The sequence below is a fragment of the Amycolatopsis sp. WAC 01416 genome (assembly GCF_003947485.1).
Classification (GTDB): domain Bacteria; phylum Actinomycetota; class Actinomycetes; order Mycobacteriales; family Pseudonocardiaceae; genus Amycolatopsis.
Window position 1 is genome coordinate 78,873 of the sequence record NZ_QHHX01000001.1, and the last position, 23,633, is coordinate 102,505.

Below are 23,633 nucleotides of genomic sequence, written 5' to 3' on the forward strand. Positions count from 1 at the left end.
GTGAGAGGTCCGTTCGTACCTCCCTCTTAGCCGCCTTTCGGTAGTCAGGGGCCTTCGCCGCTTTGATGCGGTGAAGGCCCCTTTCGCTTCCCCGTGACCGTGTGGATTTCGGTGCGTTGGATGACCAGAAATCCACACAGTCACCGGTTCACCGCCCCGCTCCGGCCGCCTTCGCCCACTTCACCACTTCGCTGCGTTTCGCGGCTTCGTGCGCCTTCGCTCACTTCGCCGCTCGCCCCGCCTTCCCCGCCTCCGCTCACATCCCGCTTCCCCGCCTTCGCCGCTTCCCCGCCTCCGCCCACGTCCTGCTTCGCGCGCTTCCCCGCCTTCGCGCGCTTGCCCGCCTTCGCGCACGTCCCGCTTCGCTCACTTCGCCGCCTTCGCGCACTTCCCCATCCGCGAGCGATGCCCCCAATGCCACATTGGGGTCACTGAGCGTCTCCAATGCCACATTGGGGGCATCACGGAACCAGCGCCGGCACCGCCCCGAACCCGAAGCCCCTTCACTTACCCACAGCACTTGTCCACAACCATCCCCACCTGTGGACAACTCCCACGACCAGCCCTTTTCCCCCTCCACCCCCGGTAAACTGGACTCGGGGACGCCCCCCTGGGACGGGCGGGGGGCTGGGGTAGGCGCGAGAGGAAGAGCCGGGTCAGCCTTGGCGCAGGGTGGTGACCATGGCTTCGACGGCGATTCGTGGTTTCACGTTCAGGTCGATGGCCTCGCGGCATTCCAGGACGGCTTCGAGCCGGCGCAGGATCGAGTCCGGCGCCCAGGCGGAAGCGGCCTGCGTGATTTCCGAGGCGTGGTCGGGATGGTTCAGCGTCGCGCCCGCGCCGCTCGCGGTCACGAGCACGTCCCGGTAGAACGCGGCGAGATCCACCAGCGCGAGATCGAGGGTGTCCCGCTGCGTACGGGTCGCGCGTGACTTCTGGCGCTTCTCGAGTTGTTTCACAGCGGCTTCGGCGGCTCGTTTCGCCCCGCCGACGCCCTTCCCGATGCCGTCGCCGCCCATCGCGGTGCGAAGTTCGGAACGTTCGGCCTCGTCGCGGACCTTGCTCTCTTCGCCCGCGTCGGCCTCGGCCGCGCTGATCAGCTGATCGGCGCAGGTGAACACATCGGACGGACGGCGCAGGCCGAGCGGGATCCGCAGCACGGTCGCCCGTCGCTGCCGGGCGGCCTCGTCGGTGGCGAGCCGTCGCGCGCGGCCGACATGCCCACTCGAGACGGACGCGGCCCACCGCGCACGTTCGGGGTCGATACCGTCCCGCTCGATCAGCACCTGCGCGATCGCCTCGGGCGGCGGCGTCCGCAACGTGACCAGACGGCACCGCGAGCGGATCGTCACCGACACGTCGTCCGGGTGATCGGAGGGCGCGCACAGCAGGAACACCGTGCGATCCGGTGGCTCCTCGACGGCCTTCAGCAACGCGTTCGACGCGCCTTCGGTCAGCCTGTCGGCGTCCTCGATGACCACCACCTGCCATCGCCCGGTGGTCGGACGGCGAGCGGCGGACTGGACCAGTGAACGCATTTCGGCGACGGAGATCGAAAGGCCTTCCGGCGCGACGAGCTTGACGTCGGCGTGCGTGCCGGCGAGCACGGTGCGGCAGCCAGGGCATTCTCCGCATCCGGTGCCGGTGCTGCACTGCAACGCCGCCGCGAAAACCCGCGCGGCGGTCGAGCGCCCCGAACCGGGCGGACCGGTGACCAGCCAGGCGTGCGTCATCGCGCCGGGCGCGACAGGCTGGTTCTCGACGATCCGCGCGGCCGCCGTCGACGCCGAAGAAAGCGTGCGCGCGGCGGGCTCCTGGCCGACGAGCTGCTTCCAGACACCGATCAGCGCAGGGGCTTCCGTCATCTCACCTCGACCTTTTCCTCCGACGGCGCGAGCCCGGCGAGCCTGCCGACGAGCACCGCGCGGATCGCGGTCCGCACGCGGTCACTCACCTCGTCCTCGGTGCCCTCCGCGTCGACCACGACGTACCGGTCCGGGTCGGCGGCGGCCATCTCCGTGAGCAGATGCTGCACCCGCCACTGCGCGTCCAGCGAGTCCGACTTCCGCATGACCGTGCCGGGATCGGCGTCGAGCAGGACCGTGATGTCCGGCCGCAGCCGGTTGGTCGCCCAGTCGGCGAGCCCTTCGAGTTCCTGGCTGTCCAGCCCGGCGACCGCGGACAGATGCGCCAGCGGCGAGTCCACGAACCGTTCCATCACCACGACCGAACCGGCGTCGAGCGCGGGCTGGATGTCCCGTTCGACGATGTCCGCCCGCACCGCGGCGGCGGCCAGCGCCTGCGCCCGCGCGCCGGACAGCGAAGCACCGGCGAGGAGCTTCGCGAGCCGTTGGTCGTCCAGCGCCGGGTCGGCCGCCAGTACGACCGGACGCGTGCCTCCGCGCAGCCATTCGGCCAGCCGCTCGGCCTGCGTTTCGGTGTTGATCGCCCGCGTCCCCTCGAGCGCGATCAGCAGCCCGTTCACCCGGCGCGGGCTGCGGCGCAAGGCGTTGCGGAGGTCGGCGAGGATCGGCTCGGCGCGCCTGTCGTCCATCTGCCGGTAGGCGACGATGCCGGCGATCAGCGCGAGGACACCGCCGCCGATCATCACCGGCCGGGTGCCGTCGATCGTGATCGTGCCGCCCCACAGTTCGACCTCGGTCGTCTGGACCGCGCTGATCAGCACCGGCACCAGGATCGTCGAGCCGAACAGCACGATCTTCATCAGCGACTGGTAGATCGCGTTGATCCGGCCGCGGATGGAGTCCTCGATCCGCGAACCGATGATCGTGACACCGGTCAGGAACGCCGTCCCGGCCCACACCCCGACGGCGGCGACGGCGACCAGCGAAACGGCGAGATGCGGCGACAGCGCGACGACGACGAGGCACAGGCCCGCGGCGACGATCGAGATCCCGAACAGCCGGTCGTGCGCGAGCCGCCGAGCGAGCTTCGGGGCCACCGCCATCCCGGTGGCGAGCCCGAGGAAGACGGCCAGCACGAGGAGGTTGAACGCCGCGTCACCGGCGAGCAGGCTCGACGAGTACGGCTTGGCCGAACCGATCACCGCGCCACCGGCGGCGAACGCGCCGAACGCGCCGATCATCAACCCGCGCACCAACGGCGTCGTCCGCACGAACCGGGCACCGTCGGAGATCATCTGACGGAAGCCGAATTTCTCCTCGTCCGCGGCCTTGACCTTGGGTTTCTCGACCGCGTGGACGTTGCGCAGCGAGAGCTCGGGGATCCGGGTGGCGATCACGATCGCGCTGGTCAGGTACAGCAGGCCGGTGATGACGACGGCGACCTTCGCGATGCCGAGCTGGGCGTCGCCCTGGAAGAAGTGGAACGTGGTGTTGCTACCGGTGAGCACGGCGTTCGCCCCGGCCGCGGTGATCACCGCGAGGCCGTAGGTCATCACCATGCCGAGCTGGTTGGCCGTCTCGACCTGGTCCGGGCGGCGCAGCAGGTTCGGCACCGCCGCGTCCTTCGACGGGATCCACATCATCGCGCAGCAGCCGACCAGGAAGTTCCCGACGAACACCCACCACGGCGTGCCGACGAACGCGATCGACAACAGGAACCCGCACCGGCCGAGGTCGCAGAGCACCATCACCTTGCGCCGGTCGAACCGGTCGGCGAGCAGCCCGCCGAGCGGGGCGAACAGCAGCCCCGGCAGCAGCGACGTCAGCACGACACCGACGAACGCGAAGTTCTGCGCGGCGTAGTTGTCGGTCAGTTTGGTGACCAGGCCGGTCAGCGTCAGCAGGTTCAGCCAGTCCGCGACGCTGCACAGGTACGAGACACCCCAGATCCGGCGGAACGGCTTGATCGCCAGCACCCGCCGCACGCGGTGCATCGTGGAAGCGTCACGCCCCGCCGAAGAACCAGTGCCCGCTTCGGGCACCGACTGCACGCCCTCGCTGATACGCCCACCCCACTAGTCACGCGGCGCCGAGGTGCGACCCGGGTCAACGCCGGGTCCCCCGACCGTATGGCCAGGGTATCCCGATGGGTGAGGTCCGTCCGGACGGCCCCGTCCGGCGCGAGCGCCGGGCGGGTCAGCCGAAGATCCCCGTGATGCTGTTGAACAGGCTGGCCAGCAGCTGGATGGCGAGGATCGCGAAGACGATCATGAGGGCGACCGCGATCATCACGCCGGCGGTGTTCGACGACGGCTTGCCGAGCCTCGGCATCTGCATGGAACGCTTGGCACGCCGTACTTCGACCTCGGCCTCTTCGTCGACCTCGACCGGCTCTTCCTGCTTCAACCGGCGCGGTGGACGGATCAGCTGAGACGGCCTCGACGGCCAGGTTCGCTGTTGGGGCAGGATCCCGATCGGCGCAGCGCCCTGCTCACCGACCGTGCTGACGATCTCGGTGGACGGACGGACGGCGGTGTGTTCGCCGCCGGGGCTTCCGGCGGGCTGCTCGTCCGCGAGCATGGCCGCGTTGACCATCCGGCTCACGACTTCGGGGTCGTGCTGGACCGGTCCCGGCACCTGCACGTGGATGTCGTCGGCCCCGGCCGACGGATTCGCTTGGGCCGCGGTGCCGGTCGTGACCAGCCCGGACAGGGGGTCGGCGAACGTGTCGCCCGGAGGATCTGCCTGAGTGCCATCGCCTTTCACGAAGTCGGGGGCATCGAAGAAGGGAGTTCCGCCCTTCCCGCTCATGGTGACCACCTCACTACGGAATGTCCTCTGCTTCCAGGGTAACCACCTCGGCTCGTCGCACATCCGCCCAATGGGCCAGATAAATGTCACGCGCCGCGAGGCTGATCTTCACATCCTCCAACAACGGTTCGAAGAAAGAACGCCGGTACCGGGCATCTGTCGCGGTTGATGCGGCGAAGTACAGACCGGAGAAAACGGCGAGGAAGACGGAGACGTTGACGAGCGCGGAACTCACCGGAAGGGGGACACCCAGGAGTGTGCCGGGCGCCGATTCGCGGCCCGCGAACTCGGTCACCACCTCCGGCCGGAGGATCAGCACCCCGAACACGACGAAGAACGCGAACACCAGCACCCCGAAGGCCACGATCTGCACCGCTTGGGCGAAGAACAGCACCAAGGCGATGTTCAAGCGCTCGACCTTCGTCAGCGCGCGCCGATCGGGCGGGGGTGTGTCGTCGTCGAACGGCGTGCCGCGCAGGGCGGGCGCCCCGGGTTCCACGGTCCAGGACTTCAGCTCCTTGATCTCGTCGGACAGCATCGACGCGAGGAACACCGCGCCGATCAGCACGAGGAAGCCGACCACCAGCCACAACCGGCCGGGGGTCAGCCGTTCCACGGCCTGCCACAGCTCGGCGGTGAAGAAGCTGAACATCACCACCAGCAGAAGCAGCGGCAACGCCCGCGACGCCAGCGTGCCGATGGCCCTGACCTGCGCGACCGCGCTCCGCGCCGCCCAGGTCAGGATCGAGCCGACGCCGATGCGGACCAGCAGCATCAGCACGGCCAGCGCGACGAGATTGGCGAGGACGGCCGCCCAGAGCGGGTGCTCCCACGACACCAGCCCGGTGAGCCGTTCGCCGAGCGGCAGTACGAGCAGCCAAAAGCCGATCGTCGCCGCCATGACGGCCAGCCGGACCCGGGTGCGGTGCAGCGCCCGGAGCAGCTTCGCCATCAGGCGACCGGCGATCACCGGCACGACGACCACGGCGAACGTCAGCGCCAGCACACCGAGGACGTACGCGACACCGCTCTCGCGCATCCGGGCCGCGAGCACGTCCTCGGGGACGTCGAGCAGCTTCAGCAGCCCGGCCAGCAACAGGTCGAGCAGGCTCAGGAACACCAGTCCGGGCGTCGAACGGCGCAACATGCCCGCTCCACGCCTCCGCCGGTGGATGACCATCGGCAGCCCTCGCCGCCGGAACCACGCGTCGGCCGCCCGCCGGTCCAGGTCCATACCCGCCCCCCTCGTCCATGGCTACGTCCGGCTCAAGTCCACCGCCTCGTGCAGCCAGCCCGCCAGTGCCCGGCGGTCCATTCCACCGAACATCAGCCACCCTTCGGAAGGGGCGGCGTACAACACGAACCTCCCCAGATCGTTGTCGATGATCACGAAGCCGTAGTCCGGGTACTCGGCGTTCAGCCCGCCGAAGGCGACCAGATCGAGGATCGCCGTCCCGGTCCGCGGCCGGTTCAGCGTGTCTCCGACCAGGCCGACCTCCTCGTCCTGGCCGGGCAGCGGCACGCCGTGCTCGTCGATCCTGATGCGCATGAGCTCGGTGTCGCCGGCGGGGACGTGCGGGAGCCCGCCGAACACCCGGGCTCCCAGCTCGCCGAAATCGCTCAGGCTGAACGTGGTCCGCCGTTCCGACCGCATCCGCCAGACGACCGCCTGATGCCCGTCGCCGTAGCAGTCGACCCGCACCGAGCGGGGCGCGGACGCGAAGACGCCGGTGAGGACGCCTCGTACCGAACCCCGCAGCATCACGCCGTGCATCTGGACCGCGGCCGGATGGATCTCGCCGTTCTCCATCAGCCCGGCCTCTTCGAGCATCGCCGCCTTGGCCGCGTACCGCTCGGCCTGGGTGACGAGATCCGCCGGCCCGTCGTAGGACGGGCACAGGCGGCGGATCTCGTCGTCGGTGATCTCCGGGTCGTAGCCCAGGTACACGCTCCGTCGCTCGGGCACCGCGCGCAGCACCGGCTCGGCGGCACGCTTCATCAGTTCCTTCACGGTCGCCGGTTCACGCATGGTTCTGCACCGCCTTCACGATCCATTGCTCGGCCGTCGACCGGCTGGCCGGGCCCCAGGTGAGCGTCCAGCGGCCGTCACCGTCCATCGCCGCGCTGAACTGGTATCGGCCGAGGTCGTTGTCCACCAGGCCGAACGCGCCGTGCGGGTACTCGGCGAGGATGGAGTTCCGCACAGCGAGATCGACGAGGACCGTGCCGTGCCGCGGCCGCGAAGCACCCGCACGGATCACCTCGACGGCCTCGCGGGCCCGCAGCGGGATCAGCCCGCCCGCGTCCGTTTCGATGCGCACGGTCTCGCCGGTGCCCGGCGGATGGTCGGGCAGCCCGTCGAACACCCAGCCGGGCAGCGCGCTGAGGAAACCGGACCGCAGCCGCGCTCGCCTGCCGAGCTTGTTCAGCACCGTGGTGTAGTCCTCGTCGCCGAAGAACCGGACCTCCCACGGCTCCGCGCGGGACGGGAACACCCCGGTCACCACGCCGCGGATGAACCCGCCGCGCAGCGCCCGGTACAGCCCGACGGCCTCGGGCGTGACCTCACCGCCGGGGGCCAGCCCGATGGTCGCCATCCCGCTCACGAACCGGGTGTACTGCTCCACCTCCTCGGCCAGGGTGAGCCCTGGAGTCGGCTCCTCGTCGGCCAGCACCGGCGGCACGGCGAGCTCGGGGTCGTAGAACTCCATCACCGAGGGACGCTCCGGAACCTCGGCGGACAGCGGGGCGATGACCTCGTCGATGACGTCGAAGACAGCGGTCGTTGAAGTGCTCACCTGACCATTGAACACCCTGGTACCGACAATTTTTAGAACTTTTGTTCGAACGGGTGAGGTCGGTCGGCGAGCGGTCGGTGAGCGGTTTCCGGTCGACAGATTTGCTCATCTGAGCTATTTTTTGCTCATGCAAGCAAAAGCGAAGACGTTCACCGAGAGTGCGAGACGAGCACAGATCGTGGCCGCGGCCATCGAGACGATCGCCGAGCTCGGCTACACCCGCGCGTCGTTCGCCCGCATCGCGAAACAGGCGAATCTGTCGAGCACCGGGCTCATCTCGTACCACTTCGCGAACAAGGAGGAACTCGTCCGCACGGTCCTCGAAGACGTCTTCCGCGAGATCGGCGCGTTCATGGCCGAGCGGATGGCCGATCCGCCGTCCGCGACCGCCGCGCTGCGGACGTATCTGGAGGCGAATCTCGAGTTCGCCGCCGCGCGGCCGACCCGGATGCGGGCGTTGCTGAACATCTTCCTCGGCGGCGCCCTCGACTACGACCCGGCGAACGAGCGGGCGGCGCTGGAACCGGTCGAACGCATCCTGCGGTGGGGCCAGGAGTCGGGCGAGTTCCGCGAGTTCGACGTCCACGTGATGGCGACGACGATCCGGCGTTCGGTGGAGGGTCCGGTGTTCCTGCTCGCCGGCACGACGGAGCCGGACCTCACCGCCTACGCGGCCGAGCTCGTGACCCTCTTCGATCTCGCGACCCGGAAGCAGTGATCCCGTGCTCAGGCAGTGGGGTGTGGTGCTGCTCGAGGTCGTCGTGCCCGTCGTGGGCTACTACGTGCTTCGCGGCTTCGGCGTCAGCGCGCTGTTCGCGCTCGCCCTCTGCGCCCTGCCGACCGTTCTCTTCGTCCTCTACCGGGCGATCCGGTGGCGGAAGATCGACACGCTCGCGATCTTCGTCCTGACGATCTTCGCGATCAGCGCCGCCGCCTCGTTCGTCACCGGCAGTCCCCGGTTCATGCTGGCGAAGGCGGGCTGGGTGACCGGGGCGATCGGCGCCGGTTTCCTGGTCTCGTTGCTGTTCGCCAGGCCGCTCGTGTTCGGCATGGCCCGCTCGATGGTCGCGAAGAGCCGCTTCGCGGACACCCTGCGCGCGGCCGAATGGGACGAGCTGTGGCCGCGGCACGCGTGGTTCCGGCGGGCGTGGCGGGTCGCGACCGTCCTGTGGGGTGTCGGCCTGCTCGCCGACGCCGCCGGGCGGGTCCTGCTGGCGTACACGCTGCCGGTGGACGCCGTTCCCGCCCTCGGCACCGCGCTGTACGGCGTCACGTTCGTCGCCGTGCAGGTTCTGCAACACCGCTATTTCCGCCGCGTGGGGCTGTGGCGCCGTCTCGCGGACTCCTGAAAGGACCTGTCATGCATCTCCTGCTGGCCATCGTCACCGGCCTTCTCACGATCGTCGCCCCCGCGGATCCGCTGGTCGTGCGCACCGACGCCGGCCCGGTCCGCGGTATGGACTCCGGACCGACCCGGACGTTCAACGGAATCAGGTTCGCCGCACCACCCGTCGGCGAGGATCGCTGGAAGCCTCCGCGACCGCCCGAACCCTGGAAGGGCGTCGCCGATGCGACGAAACCGGGTGCCGCCTGCACCCAGTACCTGCCGGGCAGCGCCGAGGACTGCCTCTTCCTGAACGTCACCGTGCCGCGCGACGCGGGGAGCCGTCGCCTGCCGGTGCTGGTCTGGCTGCACGGCGGCGGTTACACCATGGACGCGGGAAGCCTTTACGGCGCGCGGCGCCTGGCGGACCAGGGCGACGTCGTCGTGGTGACGACGAACTACCGGCTCGGCGTCTTCGGCTACTTCGGTCTTCCCGGCCTCCATGGTTCCGGCGATTTCGGGCTCATGGACCAGCTTTCGGCGCTGCGCTGGACCCAGCGCAACATCTCCGCGTTCGGCGGCGACCCACGGAACGTGACACTGGCCGGGCAGTCCTCGGGAGGGATGAGCACCTGCGCGCTGCTCACTTCGCCCGCCGCGGCCGGGCTGTTCGACAAGGCCGCGATCATGTCCGGCTCTTGCCTGCTGGACTGGCCGCGCGGGGGCCTGATCCCGAATCAGGAAGCACAAACGCCGTATTCGCCGCTCTCCAGGACCGAAGCCGACGGTGCGGCGGTGGCCGCGAGCCACGGCTGCACGGGTCCGGACACGATCGGCTGCCTGCGTCGGCTCCCTGCCGCGGATCTGCTGAAGGACAACCAGTCGTTCAGCAATCACCTGACCTACGGGACCCCGCTGCTCCCGTTCGACCCCGCGAAAGCTTTGCGGCAGGGCGCTTTCCACCGGGTACCGATGCTTTCGGGCGGCACGCACGACGAAATGCGCGCGTTCATCGCCGGTGTCGAAAAGCTCAAGCCGATCACCGAGGAGCGCTATCGGGAGTTCCTGCGCAAGACGTTCGGCGAGCACGCGGACGAGGTCGCGGCCGAATACCCGTCGCGGGACTACCTTTCGCCCGCCCTGGCCTGGGCGACGGTCACCACGGACCGGTCATGGGCCTGCCCGACGGCTGAGGGAAACCGGCTGCTGTCCCGGCGGACGTCCGTGCACGCCTACGAATTCGACGACAAGAACGCGCCGAACGTCAACGGCAACGACGTGCCCACCGTGCCGCACGGCGCGGCGCACGCCCTCGACCTGGTCTATCTGTTCGAGCTCAGCGGAGTCGAACAGTCGCTGGACGAGGCGCAGAAACGCCTTTCGGAGCAGATGATCGCGTACTGGACCACCTTCATGCGCACGGGTGATCCGAACGCGGCCGGCTCACCCCGGTGGGACCCGTCCGGGCCGGTGCTTTCGCTCGTGCCGGACGCGATCCGTCCTGTCGCGCACGACGCCGATCACCGGTGCGGCTTCTGGGCGGGCCTTCGCTCCTGATGCACCCTGTCTCCAAGCGCTATGAAAGGACCTTTCCTTGCAAATTTTGCAAGGAAAGGTCCTTTCATAGCGCGCTAAGGGAGCTACTTCGTCTTCGCGGCCGTCGAGCGCGTCGAAGGCTTCTTCGCCGTAGTCGTCTTCGCCGCCGTCGACTTGGTCGCGGTGGTCTTCTTGGCCGTGGTCGTCTTGGAGGCCGCAGTCTTGGAGGCCGCCGGCTTCCGTGCCGGAGCCTTGCGCTTGGGCGCGGGGCCCTTCGCGCGCTTCTCCGCCAGCAGTTCGGCGCCGCGCTCGGCGGTCAGCTCCTCGATGCTGTCCGACTTCCGCAGCGTCGCGTTGAACTCGCCGTCGGTCACGTACGGGCCGAAGCGGCCGTCCTTGACCACCATCGGCTTACCCGACACCGGGTCGTCGCCCAGTTCCTTGAGCGGCGGCTTCGCGGTCGCGGACCGGCCACGCTGCTTCGGCTCCGAGTAGATCTTCAGCGCCTCTTCGAGTGTGATCGAGAACAGCTGGTCCTCGGTCGTGAGCGAACGCGAGTCCGTGCCCTTCTTCAGGTACGGCCCGTAGCGCCCGTTCTGCGCGGTGATCTCGTCACCGGATTCCGGGTCCTTGCCGACCACGCGCGGCAGCGAGAGCAGCTTCAGCGCGTCTTCGAGGGTCATCGCCTCGATCGACATCGACTTGAACAGCGAACCCGTCCGCGGCTTCGGCTGCTTCGCCTTCGCGGCCTTCTTCTGCGCGGCTGTCGCGCCCTCGGGCAGCGGCTCCGGCTCGGGCAGGAGCTCGGTGACGTACGGGCCGAAGCGGCCTTCCTTCGCCACGATCTCGTGTCCGCTGACCGGGTCCGTGCCGAGCACGCGGCCTTCCTGCGGCGTCGCGAACAGCTTCTCGGCGAGTTCCAGGGTCAGCTCGTCCGGCGGCAGGTCCTCGGGCAGGTTCGCCCGCTGCGACGTGCCGTCGACCTCACGCTCGAGGTACGGGCCGTAGCGGCCGACGCGCACGACGACGGTGTGGCCGTCGGGGTCGCTGAACAGCGGGATCGAGTTGATCTCGCGGGCGTCGATGTCCTCGACGCCGGAGCCGACCAGCTTCTTCAGCCCGCCGAGGCGGCCGACGGAACCGTCGACGCCCATGTCGCCGCCGAAGTAGAACTTCGACAGCCACTGCGTGCGGTGCTCGTCACCGGCGGCGATGCGGTCGAGTTCGTCCTCCATGCCGGCGGTGAAGTCGTAGTCGACCAGCCGCTCGAAATGCCGCTCCATCAGCCCGATCACGGCGAACGCGACCCAGGAGGGCACCAGCGCGGAACCCTTCTTCCACACGTAGCCGCGGTCCTGGATGGTCTTGATGATCGACGCGTACGTCGACGGGCGGCCGATGCCCAGCTCTTCGAGCTTGCTGACCAGGCTCGGCTCCGAGTACCGCGCCGGCGGCGACGTGGTGTGCCCGTCCGGGCTCAGGTCGGTCGCGGTCAGCGCCTGGTCCTTGACCAGCCGCGGGAGACGGCTCTGCTTGTCGTCCGCCTCGCCACCGCTCTCGGTGTCGACGGCCTCGACGTACGCCTTGAGGAACCCGGCGAAGGTGATCGTGCGGCCCGATGAGGCGAACGTGACCTCTTCGCCGCTGGTGGCGGTGCCGACGATGCGCACCGACATCGTGGTGCCCTTCGCGTCCGCCATCTGCGACGCGATCGTGCGCTGCCAGATCATCTCGTAAAGGCGGTACTCGTCGGTGTCCAGATCCTTCGCGACCTGGCCCGGCGTGCGGAAGACCTCGCCCGAGGGACGGATCGCCTCGTGGGCTTCCTGCGCGTTCTTCACCTTGCGGGTGTACTGGCGCGGCGACGGCGAGACGTATTCCTTGCCGTACAGCTGCGTCGCCTGGCTGCGCGCCGCCGAGATCGCCGACTCCGACAACGTCGTGGAGTCGGTACGCATATAAGTGATGTAACCGTTCTCGTACAGCTTCTGCGCGATCCGCATGGTGCGCTCGGAGGTGAACCGCAGCTTGCGGCCCGCCTCCTGCTGCAGGGTCGAGGTCATGAAGGGCGCGTACGGCTTCCGCGTGTACGGCTTCTCCTCGACGCTCGCGACCTTGAAGTCACGGTTCTTCAGCGCCTCGGCCAGCCGGACCGCGTCGGCCTCGGCCAGCACGCGGATCTCGTTGTTCGAAGCCTTGAGCTGCCCGTCCGAGCCGAAGTCGCGGCCGGTGGCCAGACGCGCGCCGTCGACGGCGATCATCCTGGCCGGGAAGTTGCGCGGAGACGCGTCGGCGCCCGCGTCCATCGTGGCGGAGATGTCCCAGTACGACGCCGACGTGAAGCGCATGCGCTCACGTTCCCGCTCGACCACGATCCTGGTCGCCACGGACTGCACACGGCCCGCCGAAAGCTTCGGCATGACCTTCTTCCACAGCACGGGCGAGACTTCGTAGCCGTAGAGCCGGTCCAGGATGCGGCGGGTCTCCTGTGCGTCGACGAGGTCGCCGTCGAGCTCACGGGTGCTGTCGGCCGCGGCGCGGATCGCCTGCTCGGTGACCTCGTGGAAGACCATCCGGCGGACCGGGACCTTCGGCTTGAGGGTCTCCAGCAGATGCCACGCGATGGCCTCGCCCTCGCGGTCGGGGTCCGTGGCGAGGTAGAGCTCGTCGACGTCCTTCAGCAGGCTCTTCAGCTCGGTGACCTTGGACTTCTTGTCCGGCGTGACGACGTAGAGCGCCTTGAAGTCGTTGTCTACGTCGACACCCAGCCGTGCCCACGACTCGCCCTTGTACTGGGCGGGCACGTCGGCCGCGCCGCGGGGAAGGTCACGGATGTGTCCGACGGAGGACTCCACGACATAGTTCGCGCCGAGGTACGGGGCGATCTTGCGGGCCTTGGTCGGCGACTCGACGATCACCAGCCGACGACGGCCCGCGCCGTCGTCCGACGCCGAGGTCTTCTTCGTCCGTGCTCCTGCCACGCTGTCCTGCTCTCCGCTCATCTTCGGCGCCTTCGCGCCGCCTCTCGACCCGTCAGTGTGCACGCTCGCACCGCCCGGACCACGGCTAGGTGGTGCAACACGCCGCCGATCGTGTGTCCAGCGCATCGCCGCTGACCTCGTCGATGTTTCCTTTCAACACCTAGCACGTGATGTCCGACACGTCGGCCCGGGGGCCCGCGTGATGGCGCGAACACCCTCCGTTCGACGGTGGTGGCTCACTCCCGCCAACGCTTCACTTGATGTCCACGCCGACCCGAAAGGACTCCACGTGACCCGACGACTCCTCGGCACACTGTTCGCCATGCTGACCGCGTCCGCGCTGGTCGGGACCGCACAGGCCGAAGCAGCCACGACCACTTTCGCCGGAACCGTGGCGTTGTCGAACTGCTCCGGGTCGGTGGTCAAACCGCCCGAGGCGAGCCTCGACGACCCCGCCCTCGTCCTTTCCAACGGGCATTGCCTGCAAGAAGGTTTCCCGGACCCCGGAGAAGTAATCGTCAATCAGCCGTCGTCGAGGACCTTCAGCCTGCTGTCCAAGGACGGCCGTTCGTCGCTGGGCACCCTCAAGGCGAAGAAGCTGCTCTACGCGACGATGACCGACACCGACGTCTCGCTCTACCAGCTCAACACCAGCTACGCCAAGATCAAGGCGACCTACGGTATCGCCCCGCTGACACTTTCGCCGACTCGTCCGGCGGCGGGCATCGCGATGGACGTGGTGTCGGGATACTGGAAGAAGATCTACTCCTGCAACATCGACGGCTTCGTCCACGAGCTGCACGAGGCGGACTGGGTCTGGAAGGACTCGATCAGGTACACCTCGGCGTGCAAGACGATCGGCGGGACCTCGGGGTCGCCGATCATCGAGACCTCGACCGGGAAGGTCGTCGGCGTCAACAACACCGGCAACGAAAGCGGCCAGCGGTGCACGATGAACAACCCGTGCGAGGTCGACGCCGCCGGGAACGTGACCGTGCGGAAGGGCATCAACTACGGGGAGCAGACCTATCAGCTGACCTCCTGTCTTTCGCGCAGTGAACTGGACCTGTCGAACCCGAACTGCCGGGCTCCGAAACCCTGACCTACCCCGTCACCAAGTGCAATGAAAGGCCCTTCATAGCGAAATTTGCAATGAAGGGGCCTTTCATTGCACTCGGGTCACTGGACTCGGGTCACTGCACTTGAGTCATCGCACTTGGGCGAGGATCAACCAGCGCGGACCACGGGCACCAGGCTCGGCCAAGCGGGTTCCGCCCCGGCGGGCGCGTCCCCGATCAGCTCCAGCACATGCGCGAGCCGCCTCCGCCCGGTGACCCGCAACAACGCCTCCTCGCCACGCTGCGCCTTCGCCGGCACGCCCAGCTGGGCCAGCGCCGCGATCAGCCGCTCGTGCGTCTCCGGCGCCTCCGGGTCGAGCGCGAGCAGGTAGCCGTTGCCCTGGGGGCTGCCCGCCGCCAATGCCCACATCCTCAACATCGCACCGTCGAGCCGGAACCCGTCCGGCAAGACCTTCTCTTCACCCCGGCTCCAGCCACGCTCCAGCGGCAGCAGGTCGACCCGGAACGGCGTTCTCACCAGCGGCCGCCCGCATTCGGCGGCCGAGACCTGCGCTTCGGCGCCGCGCCGACGGCACTCCCTGGCGAGGGCACCCGCCCGCCACGGCTCGTCGACCACGGCGGACAGCCGCGCGGCCGTTCGCCCGAAACCCGTCATCCGCCCGGGCCCGCACAGCACCCCGGCGAGGTCGGCGAGCCCCGGCCCGCTCGCCTCCGCCGAGAAGAGCGAGATCGTCCCGTCCACTCGCACAGAATAGAACACAAGTTCGAGTCATGGCCAGTGATGAGGCGGTGACTCAACGAGGTTGTTTGACCAATTCCTGGCAAATCGGGATCCGGCTGCTCGCCGCGGCGAGCTGAGGGACGTCGCTAAGGCCCCTGAGAAGGTCGAGGCGGTCTAGTTCGTCGAGCGACGTCCTCGCGTCGCGAAGCGCGGTTTTCGTCGCTTCGGGGTCGGCTGAGGAGTCGAGACGGTGGCGGACGTCGTCGGCGCGGGCGCGGATGCCTTCGAGCTGGACGACGGCGGCCGTTCGCGAGGTGTCGCCGCCGGCGACCGGGGCCGGGCCGAGGTGCTCGAGCGCTGCGGTGGTGCGGTCCAGCCCTCGGACCACCGAGGCCATCAGCTCGCTGGAGGTACGCGAAGCCTGCTGCGGCGAGCTCGGATCGACGCTGGGCAACGTCGCCAGCGTCCGGACGAGTCCGCCCGCCGCGCCGCAGTATCCCTCCGCCCAAGCGGAGGCGGGGTCGGCCTCCGACGCGCTGACCGTCGCGAGACCTTCTTGTCTGGCGTGGGAAGTCACCGCGGGCTGCTGCCCGCACCCGGCGAGGCCGAGCCCGATACCTGTTGCTAGCGCGGCAAGGACGGTGAACCGCGGCCGCACGAAAACACCTCCCGACCTGACGACTTCCCGATTGGCCCCCGACGGTACCGATACCGGTGGGCAATGCAAATCAACGTGGCGGCAAGAAGGGTCAGGAAGGCAGCTTCTTGCAGTTCGGCGCCTGTGCGGCCAGCGCTTTCAGCGACGCGTTCGTTTCCAGCTGCTGGAACGGGTCGGGCATGTCGTTGATGTCGGAGCCGATCTGCCGGAAAGCGGCCGCGGCGGCCGCCACGGCCCTCTTGTCGTCCTTCGGCGCGGCGTCCAGCGCGGCCTTCGCGGCGAGGACCTCGTCCCGGATCGGCGTCAACGCGTCGACGATGCTCTTTCGTGCCGCGTCCGCTTCCGCGCTCGGTGCCTGGCCGAGCTTCCGCAGGCCCGTGACCGCGTTGTCGAAACCGGGCGCGAACACCCCGAAGGCCTCGTCCATCACCCTCCGCGCGCTGGCGACGTCGTCCTGCTCGAAGTCGGGCATGGTGAAGTCACCGATCTTGGCGAAGTCGATCAGCGAACCGCAGAAACCGTCCATCCACGAACCCCCGGCCACGGGGCCGGGAGAAGAAGGAGAAGGGGCGGCCGCCTGCTCGGCGCCACCGCAGCCCGCCAGCAGGAGAACAGCGGCGAACAGGACGATCGAACGCCTCATGGCAGGGACTCCCCCGGATCGGTTCGGCGTGACGCGCAGAGATTAGCCTGCGCCGGAAAGCCGCCGGGCCCGCCACGGAAATCGTGGCGGGCCCGGCGGAGCAGAACTTTCGGCGTTACGCCTTCGCTTCCGCGGGCGTGTCGGAAAGGACCGACTCGCGGCGCTTGGAGACGACGATCGCGGCGACGATGATCGCGACGGCGACCAGCGAGATCCCGATCCGGACGCCGATGTTGGCGTCCGGGCCGATCGAGAACTGCACGACCGCCGGGGCGATCAGCACCGACACCAGGTTCATCACCTTGATCAGCGGGTTGATCGCCGGACCGGCGGTGTCCTTGAACGGGTCGCCGACGGTGTCACCGATGATGGTGGCCTCGTGCGCGTCCGAACCCTTGCCGCCGTGACTTCCGTCCTCCACGAGCTTCTTCGCGTTGTCCCAGGCACCACCGGAGTTGGCGAGGAAGATCGCCATCAGGGTGCCGGTCGCGATCGCACCGCCAAGGTAACCGGCGAGCGCGCCGGTGCCGAGGCCGAAACCGACCGCGATCGGGGCGAAGACCGCGAGCAGACCGGGAGTGGTCAGCTCACGCAGCGAGTCGCGCGTGACGATGTCGACGACACGGCCGTACTCGGGCCGCGTGGTGCCCTCCATGATCCCCGGGATGTCGCGGAACTGGCGGCGCACTTCGTAGACGACCGCGCCGGCGGCACGGGACACCGCGTTGACCGCGAGACCGGAGAACAGGAACACGACCGCGGCGCCGATGATCACACCGACGAGCGTCTCCGGGCCGACGATGTTCGCGACGAATTCCTTGCCATCGCCGATCGCCTTGGTGATCGCGTCCTGATAGGACCCGAACAGCGCCGTCGCCGCGAGGACCGCCGTGGCGATCGCGATGCCCTTGGTGATGGCCTTGGTGGTGTTGCCGACCGCGTCGAGCTCGGTCAGGATCTGCGCGGCGTCCTCGTCGACGTCACCCGACATCTCGGCGATGCCCTGCGCGTTGTCCGAAATCGGGCCGAAGGTGTCCATGGCGACGATGACACCGACGGTGGTGAGCAGACCGGTACCGGCCAGCGCCACGGCGAACAGCGCGACGCCGCCACCGACGAGGAAGGCTCCGAAAACGGCCGCGCCGATGACCAGCGCGGTGTACACGGCGGATTCGAAACCGACCGAGATACCGGCCAGGATCACCGTCGCCGCACCGGTTTCCGACGACTTGCCGACCTCCTTGACCGGCTTGTACTCGGTGCCGGTGTAGTAGCCAGTGAGCTTGAGGATGATCGCGGCGAGCACGATGCCGATGATCACCGAGAGGGTCGCGATCAGCGCCGGGTTGCCGGACTTGCCCGCGAACGCCTGGCCGAACTCGGAGAACGAACCGGGCAGGTAGACGAACGCCGCGATCGTCGAAAGCACCGCGGAAATCCCCGCGGAGATGTAGAACGAGCGGTTGATCGTGACCAGACCGCCTTCGCCCGCCTTGGCCTTGGTGATGTAGACACCGATGACCGCGGTGATCACGCCGATGGCGGGAACGATGAGCGGGAAGATCAGGCCGTGCACGCCGAAGGCGGTGCTACCCAGGATCAGCGCCGCCACGAGCATGACCGCGTACGACTCGAAGAGGTCCGCCGCCATCCCGGCGCAGTCGCCCACGTTGTCACCGACGTTGTCGGCGATGGTGGCCGCGTTGCGCGGGTCGTCCTCGGGGATGCCCTGCTCGACCTTGCCGACCAGGTCGGCGCCGACGTCGGCGGCCTTCGTGAAGATGCCGCCGCCGACACGCATGAACATCGCGATCAGCGCGGCACCGAAACCGAAGCCCTCCAACACCTTCGGAGCCTGTCCGGTGTAGACCAGGACGACCACCGCGGCGCCGAAGAGGCCGAGACCGACGGTGATCATGCCGACGACGCCGCCGGTGCGGAACGCCAGTCGCATCGCCTTTTCGCGACCGCCGGGCTCACGCGAAGCGGCCGCGACACGCAGGTTCGCCTGCGTCGCCAGCCACATGCCGAGGTAGCCGATCGCGAAGGAGAACCCCGCGCCGACCAGGAAGAAGAGGGACCTGCCGATCTTCTCGTTCCAGTCTTCGGCCGGCAAAGCGAAGAGCAACACGAACACGATTCCCCCGAAGATCACGAGGGTGTTGCGCTGCCGTTTGAGATAGGCAGCCGCGCCTTCCTGCACTGCCTTCGCGATGTCCTGCATCTTGGAGGTGCCCTGGCCAGCGGCCAGAACCTCCTTGAGCAGAACGTAGCCGATGACCAGTGCGGCAAGGGCGACCACGGCGATCACACCGACGATGGTGTAACCACCTCCGGAGAGCGTGAGGTCGCCCTCCGCGAGGAACTGCCGGGACATTCGTCCTCCTGGAGACGTCGCCGTTGGCCAACGACGATCCGCCGATGGAACCGGCGGCTCGTGCGCTGGCATGGGGATCCGAGCCGAACGTCACGCTAGTCGCACTGCAAGGCACGTCTCACATGACGCTCGCCACAGACGGTGTGGATTGCGGGAGTGTATTGGTAGTGGGATGGAGGGCGGCAAGGCGTCCCCGCCACCGCACGTTCCGTAATCTTGTGAGGCTGGTCACTGTATCGATCATCGGCGGCCCGTTCCAGTGCTCGTTTCGTCCGGCGGCGGTCCGTTTCCGTCGGTGCGCTGTGCGAAGCTTCCGAAGGTGAACGGCACGGCGGAATCCGGTAAGGGTCGGCGGCTTCTCGACCGCGCGACGGCGGGAATCCCGGCTTCGCTGTACCCGGTCACCCATGTGGCCGAACTGCCGTCACGCCCGGCGGATTCGGTGGACTGGCCGGAGTGGGCGGCGGCTCCGGTCGTCGAGGCCCTGAGGGCGAACGGCGTCAAGGCGCCGTGGCGGCATCAGGCGGAAGCCGCGTCGCTGGCTCGCGACGGCGAACACGTCGTGATCTCCACTGGCACCGCGTCGGGCAAGTCGCTCGCGTACCAGTTGCCGGTGCTCTCGGCACTGGTCGAGGACGAGCGGGCCACGGCGCTGTACCTGTCCCCGACCAAGGCACTCGGCGCCGATCAGTTGCGCGCCGTGTCCTCTTTGGACATCAAGAAGGCACGGGCGGCGTCGTTCGACGGCGACACCCCACTGGAAGAGCGGGACTGGGTCCGCGCGCACGCGAACTGGGTGTTCACGAACCCGGACATGCTGCACCGCGGGATCCTCTCGTCGCACGCGCGCTGGTCACGGTTCTTCCGGCGGCTCTCGTTCGTCGTCGTCGACGAATGCCACAGCTACCGCGGCGTCTTCGGTTCCCATGTCGCGCTGCTGCTGCGCAGGCTGCGAAGGGTCGCGGCGTACTACGGCGCCTCGCCGGTCTTCGTCCTCGCGTCCGCGACCACGGCGGATCCGGCGGCGTTCGCCGCGAAGCTCTCCGGACAGGACTGTGTCCCGGTCACCGAGGACGGTTCGCCGCGCGGCGCCCGCACGGTCGCGTTGTGGGAACCCCCGCTGCTGTCGGAACTTTCGGGTGAGAACGGGGCGCCGGTGCGGCGCTCGGCCGGCGCCGAGGCGTCCCGAATCCTGGCCGAACTGGTCATCGAGGGCGCCCGCTCGCTGGCGTTCGTCCGGTCGCGGCGAGGAGCGGAGCTGACCGCTCTCGGCGCCCGGCGGATTCTGTCCGAAGTGGACGGTTCTTTGGCGGAATCCGTCGCCGCGTACCGCTCCGGGTACCTGCCGGAGGAGCGGCGTGCCCTCGAAGCGGCGTTGCTCTCCGGGCGGCTGCTCGGTGTCGCGACGACGAACGCGCTCGAACTCGGCGTCGACATCGCCGGGCTGGACGCGGTGGTGCTGGCCGGTTACCCGGGGACGCTCGCGTCTTTCTGGCAGCAGGCCGGCCGGGCCGGGCGAGCGGGTGACGCGGCACTTGTCGTGTTCGTGGCCCGCGACGATCCGCTGGACACCTATCTCGTGCACCATCCGGCCGCGATCCTGGACCGGCCGGTGGAGGCCGCCGTCCTCGACCCGTCGAATCCGTATGTGCTGGGGCCGCAACTGGCCTGCGCCATCGCCGAACTCCCGCTGACGGAACCGGAGGTCGCGGCCTTCGGCGGTGACGCGGCGCGTGCCGTGCTCGCCGATCTGGTCAAGGAGAAGATCATCCGGCGCCGCACGAGCGGCTGGTACTGGACTTCGCGCGACCGGCCGCATTCCGAGGTCGGCATCCGCGGTTCCGGCGGCGAGCAGATCGCCGTGGTGGAAGCCGATTCCGGCCGGATGCTGGGCACGGTCGACCCGGGTTCCGCCTGCTACGCGGTGCATCCCGGCGCGGTGTACCTGCACCAGGGTTCGTCCTATGTGGTCGACGAACTGGATCTGGAGACGGGTCTCGCATTGGTGCACGCGGAGGATCCGGACTGGACCACGTCACCGCGCGAGATCGTCGACATCAGCGTGCTGCGCACCGAGGAGACGCGGACGCACGGCGGGATCACGGTGAACCTCGGCGAGGTGTCGGTGAGTTCGCAAGTGGTCGGCTACTTGCGGAGACGTCCGTCGGGCGAGGTGCTGGACCAGACCCCGCTCGACCTGCCGGAGCAGAGCCTGCACACCCGCGCCGTCTGGTACACGATCTCGGCGGAACTGCTCGGTCTGTCCGATGGCGTGGCGGGGACCGGGGGCCATCGGCCGGGGGCCGGGGTTCTGGAGCCGGTGGGGACCGGAGGCTCCAGGGTGGGGACCGGGGAACTTGGCGGAGCACCGGGGACGGGCGCCGGATTGGATCCGGCGCGCGTCCCCGGTGCCCTGCATGCCGCCGAGCACGCGGCGATCGGCCTGCTACCGCTGTTCGCTACGTGCGACCGCTGGGACATCGGCGGGGTGTCGACCGCGTGGCACGAAGACACCGGGGAGGCGACGGTGTTCGTGCACGATGGCCATCCCGGGGGTGCGGGATTCGCCGATCGCGGGTTTGCCGCAATTGTCCCTTGGCTGGCCGCAACGCGGGAGGCGATCGTTTCCTGCGAGTGCCCGGCCGGCTGCCCGTCCTGCGTCCAGTCGCCGAAGTGCGGGAACGGCAACGATCCGCTGGACAAGGCGGGGGCGGTGGCTGTTCTGGACACCGTGCTCGGGGCGTTGCGTCAGCACGGGTCCCGGTCCGGCCACCTGTTGGCTTGAAATTGTGGGTTGATCAGGCGGCGGTGCTCAGGGTCGCCACGGGGGTGGCGGCCTTGTCACCGGCCAGCGCACGGACGAGCACGTCGTGCACCTCGGTGGCCTCGGGCAGCTGCCAGCCCCAGACCTCGGGTTTGACCCGCCAGTGCACGACACCGTGCTGGAACGGCGACGGGGGCAGCGGGATGTAGTCGTTCGCGCCGTGCCACTGGATCGAAGCGTCGTCGGCCAGTTCCCGCGGGATGGTCGTGGCGACGGTGGTGAGGAACAGCCAGCGACCGTTCGGCATCGCGACGATCGGCGCCGGGTGACCGGTGGCGCGCAGCAGGCGGGCAGCGGCCTTGCCGAGCTCGTCGTCGACCTCGATGGCGTCCAGCACCGTGCCGGTGGCCACGAGCAGGCTGTGCGTTTCGTCGCCGAACCAGGTGGCGGCCTCGTGCGGGTGGGTCTCGGTCAGTTCGCGCCAGTTGTCCTGGGCCGGGACGGGACGCCGCCAGGTGAGGTCGTCACCGTCGGCGTTGAGCGCCGCGGGCTCGGCACCCGGGAGCACCGGCCAGCCACGCCAGGCGAGACCGATCGCCTCCGCACGCATTTCGATGCGGAAGGCGCCCCGCCAGCTGTCCGGCCAATTCGCGTCCAACATTACTGTCCCTGCCTCAGGTCAACTCTGTCCTGTGTCTGTCTCTGTCGCACCGGCCTCGGCGAACTTTTCGAAGTGGCGCACATCTCAATAAACGGCAAGTTGCACATCGGGAGAAGACCTCACGCGGCAACCGGCGGTTACGCAGCGATGAACGCGCGGTAGTGCGACCGGACGGACCGAACGCCGGACGTCCGGTTAACCGCCGTCTCCGACCGGGCCTGGGCCGTTCGTCGCAGCCGACCTGGGCTTCCAGCCCTCGTGACGGCGCTCACGGTGAGCGGCGGACGACCGTTCGGCGGAGCGCTGATCATGGTTTCGACCGCTCGCCGTGCGTCAACGACCGCTGCCCGCGCCCAGCGGTTACTCGCGCGTACTACCGGCCGGTCACCGCCCGGCGACCGTTCACCGTGCGACGCCCGTCACGGTGGCCGGTCGACCGGACCGGCCCTGGCGCGTGCCTCGGCCCGTCCGATGGCCGCCAGATGTCCCGACGGCTCGGATCGCACCTCGACCAGGGCGTCGCCGCGTTCCCACCGACAGGTCAGGAGCGTGACCGACATCCGGACGGCGACCTGCAGCGCCCGTTCGCAGGCCACGCCGGGGCCGTCCGTCGCGTGCGAGGCCGCCGCTAGCGCCGCCAGATCGGCGGCGGCCTCGGCGCGTTGCCGGGTCGTGACGGCGGCGCCGATCCAGAAGACGAACGCCGCCGCGCCGATCAGGACGGCGACGATCGAGGCGGTCCACGCGGTCGCGACGCCGCGATCGTCCGCGGTCACGGCCCGCTCCCCGGCTCGGCGATGGCGAAGGCACGGGAGTTCAGCCGGATTCCCGGCAGGAGTCCGGCCACCGGTTCGGCCTCGACACCGGCGGAGATGGCGTCGCCTTCGCGGACGATGTCCAGCCGCGCGCCGGGTGGCGCGATCTCCCGCACCGCCTGCTCGGCACGAGCGGGTTGCCCGCGGGCGAGGAGCCGGGCCGCCTCGCGAGCCGCGTCGGTGCAGCGAAGCTGGTCGGCGGCGACCCCGATCCCGGCGAACAGCAGCGCCGAGACGAAGGTCAGCGCGCCGATACCGAGCGCGGCCTCCACCGTGACGGATCCGCGGTCGGGCATCAGAACTTCACCGACAAGGCCCGCTCGATGAGCCCGGTGAGCCCGGAGACGACGGCCTCGCTGCTGACGACCAGGTAGAGGACGGCGGCCAGCGCGGCGGCGGCCAAGGTGGCGATGGCGTATTCGATCGTCGCCATGCCGTCGTCGTCTCGGAAGATGGGGAGCTTGTACATGGAATCGCCTTTCGGTTCAGTGTGTCGGTGAACCCGCGACCGCGATCGACGTCGGCAGGACGCTGCCTGGTCTTCCGACGTCACGTTGATCGACAGGGCGTCGTGCCACCGCGATAACGGGGGCCTTCGGT

General features: G+C 69.0%; 20 protein-coding genes. 5 read left to right on the forward strand and 15 right to left on the reverse strand.

Features of this window, described 5'->3' with window-relative positions:
* Nucleotides 1-656: 656 nt before the first annotated feature.
* From DL990_RS00385 to DL990_RS00410, 6 genes are all read right to left on the reverse strand, one after another.
* Nucleotides 657-1,865: a DNA polymerase III subunit delta' gene (locus tag DL990_RS00385; protein WP_125786193.1), complete on the reverse strand. Its 1,209-nt coding sequence runs from the start codon at nt 1,863-1,865 to the stop codon at nt 657-659.
* On the reverse strand, nt 1,862-3,916 hold the full coding sequence (locus tag DL990_RS00390) for a dTMP kinase (protein WP_125786194.1): 2,055 nt from the start codon (nt 3,914-3,916) through the stop codon (nt 1,862-1,864). Before DL990_RS00390 ends, DL990_RS00385 begins: the two co-directional genes overlap by 4 nt.
* Nucleotides 3,917-4,061: 145 nt before the next feature.
* A complete protein-coding gene (locus DL990_RS00395; protein ID WP_125786195.1) occupies nt 4,062-4,676 on the reverse strand; it encodes a hypothetical protein in 615 nt (204 codons plus the stop codon).
* A 13-nt stretch (nt 4,677-4,689) separates the two neighbouring features.
* Nucleotides 4,690-5,910 carry a hypothetical protein gene (locus DL990_RS00400; protein WP_125797583.1) on the reverse strand — a complete coding sequence of 407 codons (1,221 nt, stop codon included), beginning with the start codon at nt 5,908-5,910 and terminating at the stop codon, nt 4,690-4,692.
* Between the two features lie 21 nt (nt 5,911-5,931).
* A complete protein-coding gene (locus DL990_RS00405; RefSeq protein ID WP_125786197.1) occupies nt 5,932-6,705 on the reverse strand; it encodes an ESX secretion-associated protein EspG in 774 nt (257 codons plus the stop codon).
* Entirely contained in the window at nt 6,698-7,489 is a 792-nt protein-coding gene (locus DL990_RS00410) for an ESX secretion-associated protein EspG (RefSeq protein WP_125786198.1), read from the reverse strand. The genes DL990_RS00405 and DL990_RS00410 overlap by 8 nt, the downstream gene beginning before the upstream one ends.
* A 112-nt stretch (nt 7,490-7,601) precedes the next feature.
* Here DL990_RS00410 and DL990_RS00415 point away from each other — a divergent pair, with 112 nt between their 5' ends.
* From DL990_RS00415 to DL990_RS00425, 3 genes are read left to right on the forward strand one after another with little or no spacing between them, the layout of a single operon-like run.
* Nucleotides 7,602-8,192, forward strand: a complete 591-nt coding sequence (locus DL990_RS00415) for a TetR/AcrR family transcriptional regulator (protein WP_233598932.1) — start codon at nt 7,602-7,604, stop codon at nt 8,190-8,192.
* A gap of 4 nt (nt 8,193-8,196) precedes the next feature.
* On the forward strand, nt 8,197-8,823 hold the full coding sequence (locus DL990_RS00420; RefSeq protein ID WP_125797584.1) for a VC0807 family protein: 627 nt from the start codon (nt 8,197-8,199) through the stop codon (nt 8,821-8,823).
* Between the two features lie 11 nt (nt 8,824-8,834).
* Entirely contained in the window at nt 8,835-10,355 is a 1,521-nt protein-coding gene (locus tag DL990_RS00425) for a carboxylesterase/lipase family protein (protein ID WP_125797585.1), read from the forward strand.
* 83 nt (nt 10,356-10,438) lie between these two features.
* Here the strand turns inward: DL990_RS00425 and topA are convergent, their stop codons facing one another.
* Nucleotides 10,439-13,336 (reverse strand): type I DNA topoisomerase, encoded by a 2,898-nt coding sequence (topA, locus tag DL990_RS00430; RefSeq protein WP_199746170.1) that lies wholly within the window; start codon nt 13,334-13,336, stop codon nt 10,439-10,441.
* A gap of 268 nt (nt 13,337-13,604) precedes the next feature.
* Here topA and DL990_RS00435 point away from each other — a divergent pair, with 268 nt between their 5' ends.
* Nucleotides 13,605-14,417: a serine protease gene (locus tag DL990_RS00435; RefSeq protein ID WP_125786201.1), complete on the forward strand. Its 813-nt coding sequence runs from the start codon at nt 13,605-13,607 to the stop codon at nt 14,415-14,417.
* Nucleotides 14,418-14,542: 125 nt separating this feature from the next.
* Here the strand turns inward: DL990_RS00435 and DL990_RS00440 are convergent, their stop codons facing one another.
* The 4 genes from DL990_RS00440 to DL990_RS00455 form a co-directional block, all read right to left on the reverse strand.
* Nucleotides 14,543-15,154 (reverse strand): hypothetical protein, encoded by a 612-nt coding sequence (locus tag DL990_RS00440; protein WP_125786202.1) that lies wholly within the window; start codon nt 15,152-15,154, stop codon nt 14,543-14,545.
* Nucleotides 15,155-15,188: 34 nt separating this feature from the next.
* Nucleotides 15,189-15,773, reverse strand: coding sequence for a hypothetical protein (locus tag DL990_RS00445; RefSeq protein ID WP_125786203.1), 585 nt, complete (start codon nt 15,771-15,773; stop codon nt 15,189-15,191).
* 91 nt (nt 15,774-15,864) lie between these two features.
* A complete protein-coding gene (locus DL990_RS00450) occupies nt 15,865-16,416 on the reverse strand; it encodes a hypothetical protein (RefSeq protein WP_233620354.1) in 552 nt (183 codons plus the stop codon).
* Nucleotides 16,417-16,531: 115 nt separating this feature from the next.
* Nucleotides 16,532-18,793 (reverse strand): sodium-translocating pyrophosphatase, encoded by a 2,262-nt coding sequence (locus DL990_RS00455; protein WP_125786204.1) that lies wholly within the window; start codon nt 18,791-18,793, stop codon nt 16,532-16,534.
* Nucleotides 18,794-19,112: 319 nt separating this feature from the next.
* Here DL990_RS00455 and DL990_RS00460 point away from each other — a divergent pair, with 319 nt between their 5' ends.
* A complete protein-coding gene (locus tag DL990_RS00460) occupies nt 19,113-21,578 on the forward strand; it encodes a DEAD/DEAH box helicase (protein ID WP_125797586.1) in 2,466 nt (821 codons plus the stop codon).
* 13 nt (nt 21,579-21,591) lie between these two features.
* Here DL990_RS00460 and DL990_RS00465 read toward each other — a convergent pair whose 3' ends face one another.
* The 4 genes from DL990_RS00465 to DL990_RS00480 all read right to left on the reverse strand — a co-directional run bounded on the left by DL990_RS00465 (nt 21,592) and on the right by DL990_RS00480 (nt 23,502).
* Entirely contained in the window at nt 21,592-22,218 is a 627-nt protein-coding gene (locus DL990_RS00465) for a bifunctional DNA primase/polymerase (RefSeq protein ID WP_125786206.1), read from the reverse strand.
* A gap of 419 nt (nt 22,219-22,637) precedes the next feature.
* Nucleotides 22,638-22,994, reverse strand: coding sequence for an Rv3654c family TadE-like protein (locus DL990_RS00470; RefSeq protein WP_125797587.1), 357 nt, complete (start codon nt 22,992-22,994; stop codon nt 22,638-22,640).
* Nucleotides 22,991-23,329 carry a TadE family type IV pilus minor pilin gene (locus DL990_RS00475; RefSeq protein WP_125797588.1) on the reverse strand — a complete coding sequence of 113 codons (339 nt, stop codon included), beginning with the start codon at nt 23,327-23,329 and terminating at the stop codon, nt 22,991-22,993. The genes DL990_RS00470 and DL990_RS00475 overlap by 4 nt, the downstream gene beginning before the upstream one ends.
* Nucleotides 23,329-23,502, reverse strand: a complete 174-nt coding sequence (locus tag DL990_RS00480) for a DUF4244 domain-containing protein (protein WP_125797589.1) — start codon at nt 23,500-23,502, stop codon at nt 23,329-23,331. Before DL990_RS00480 ends, DL990_RS00475 begins: the two co-directional genes overlap by 1 nt.
* Nucleotides 23,503-23,633: the final 131 nt, after the last annotated feature.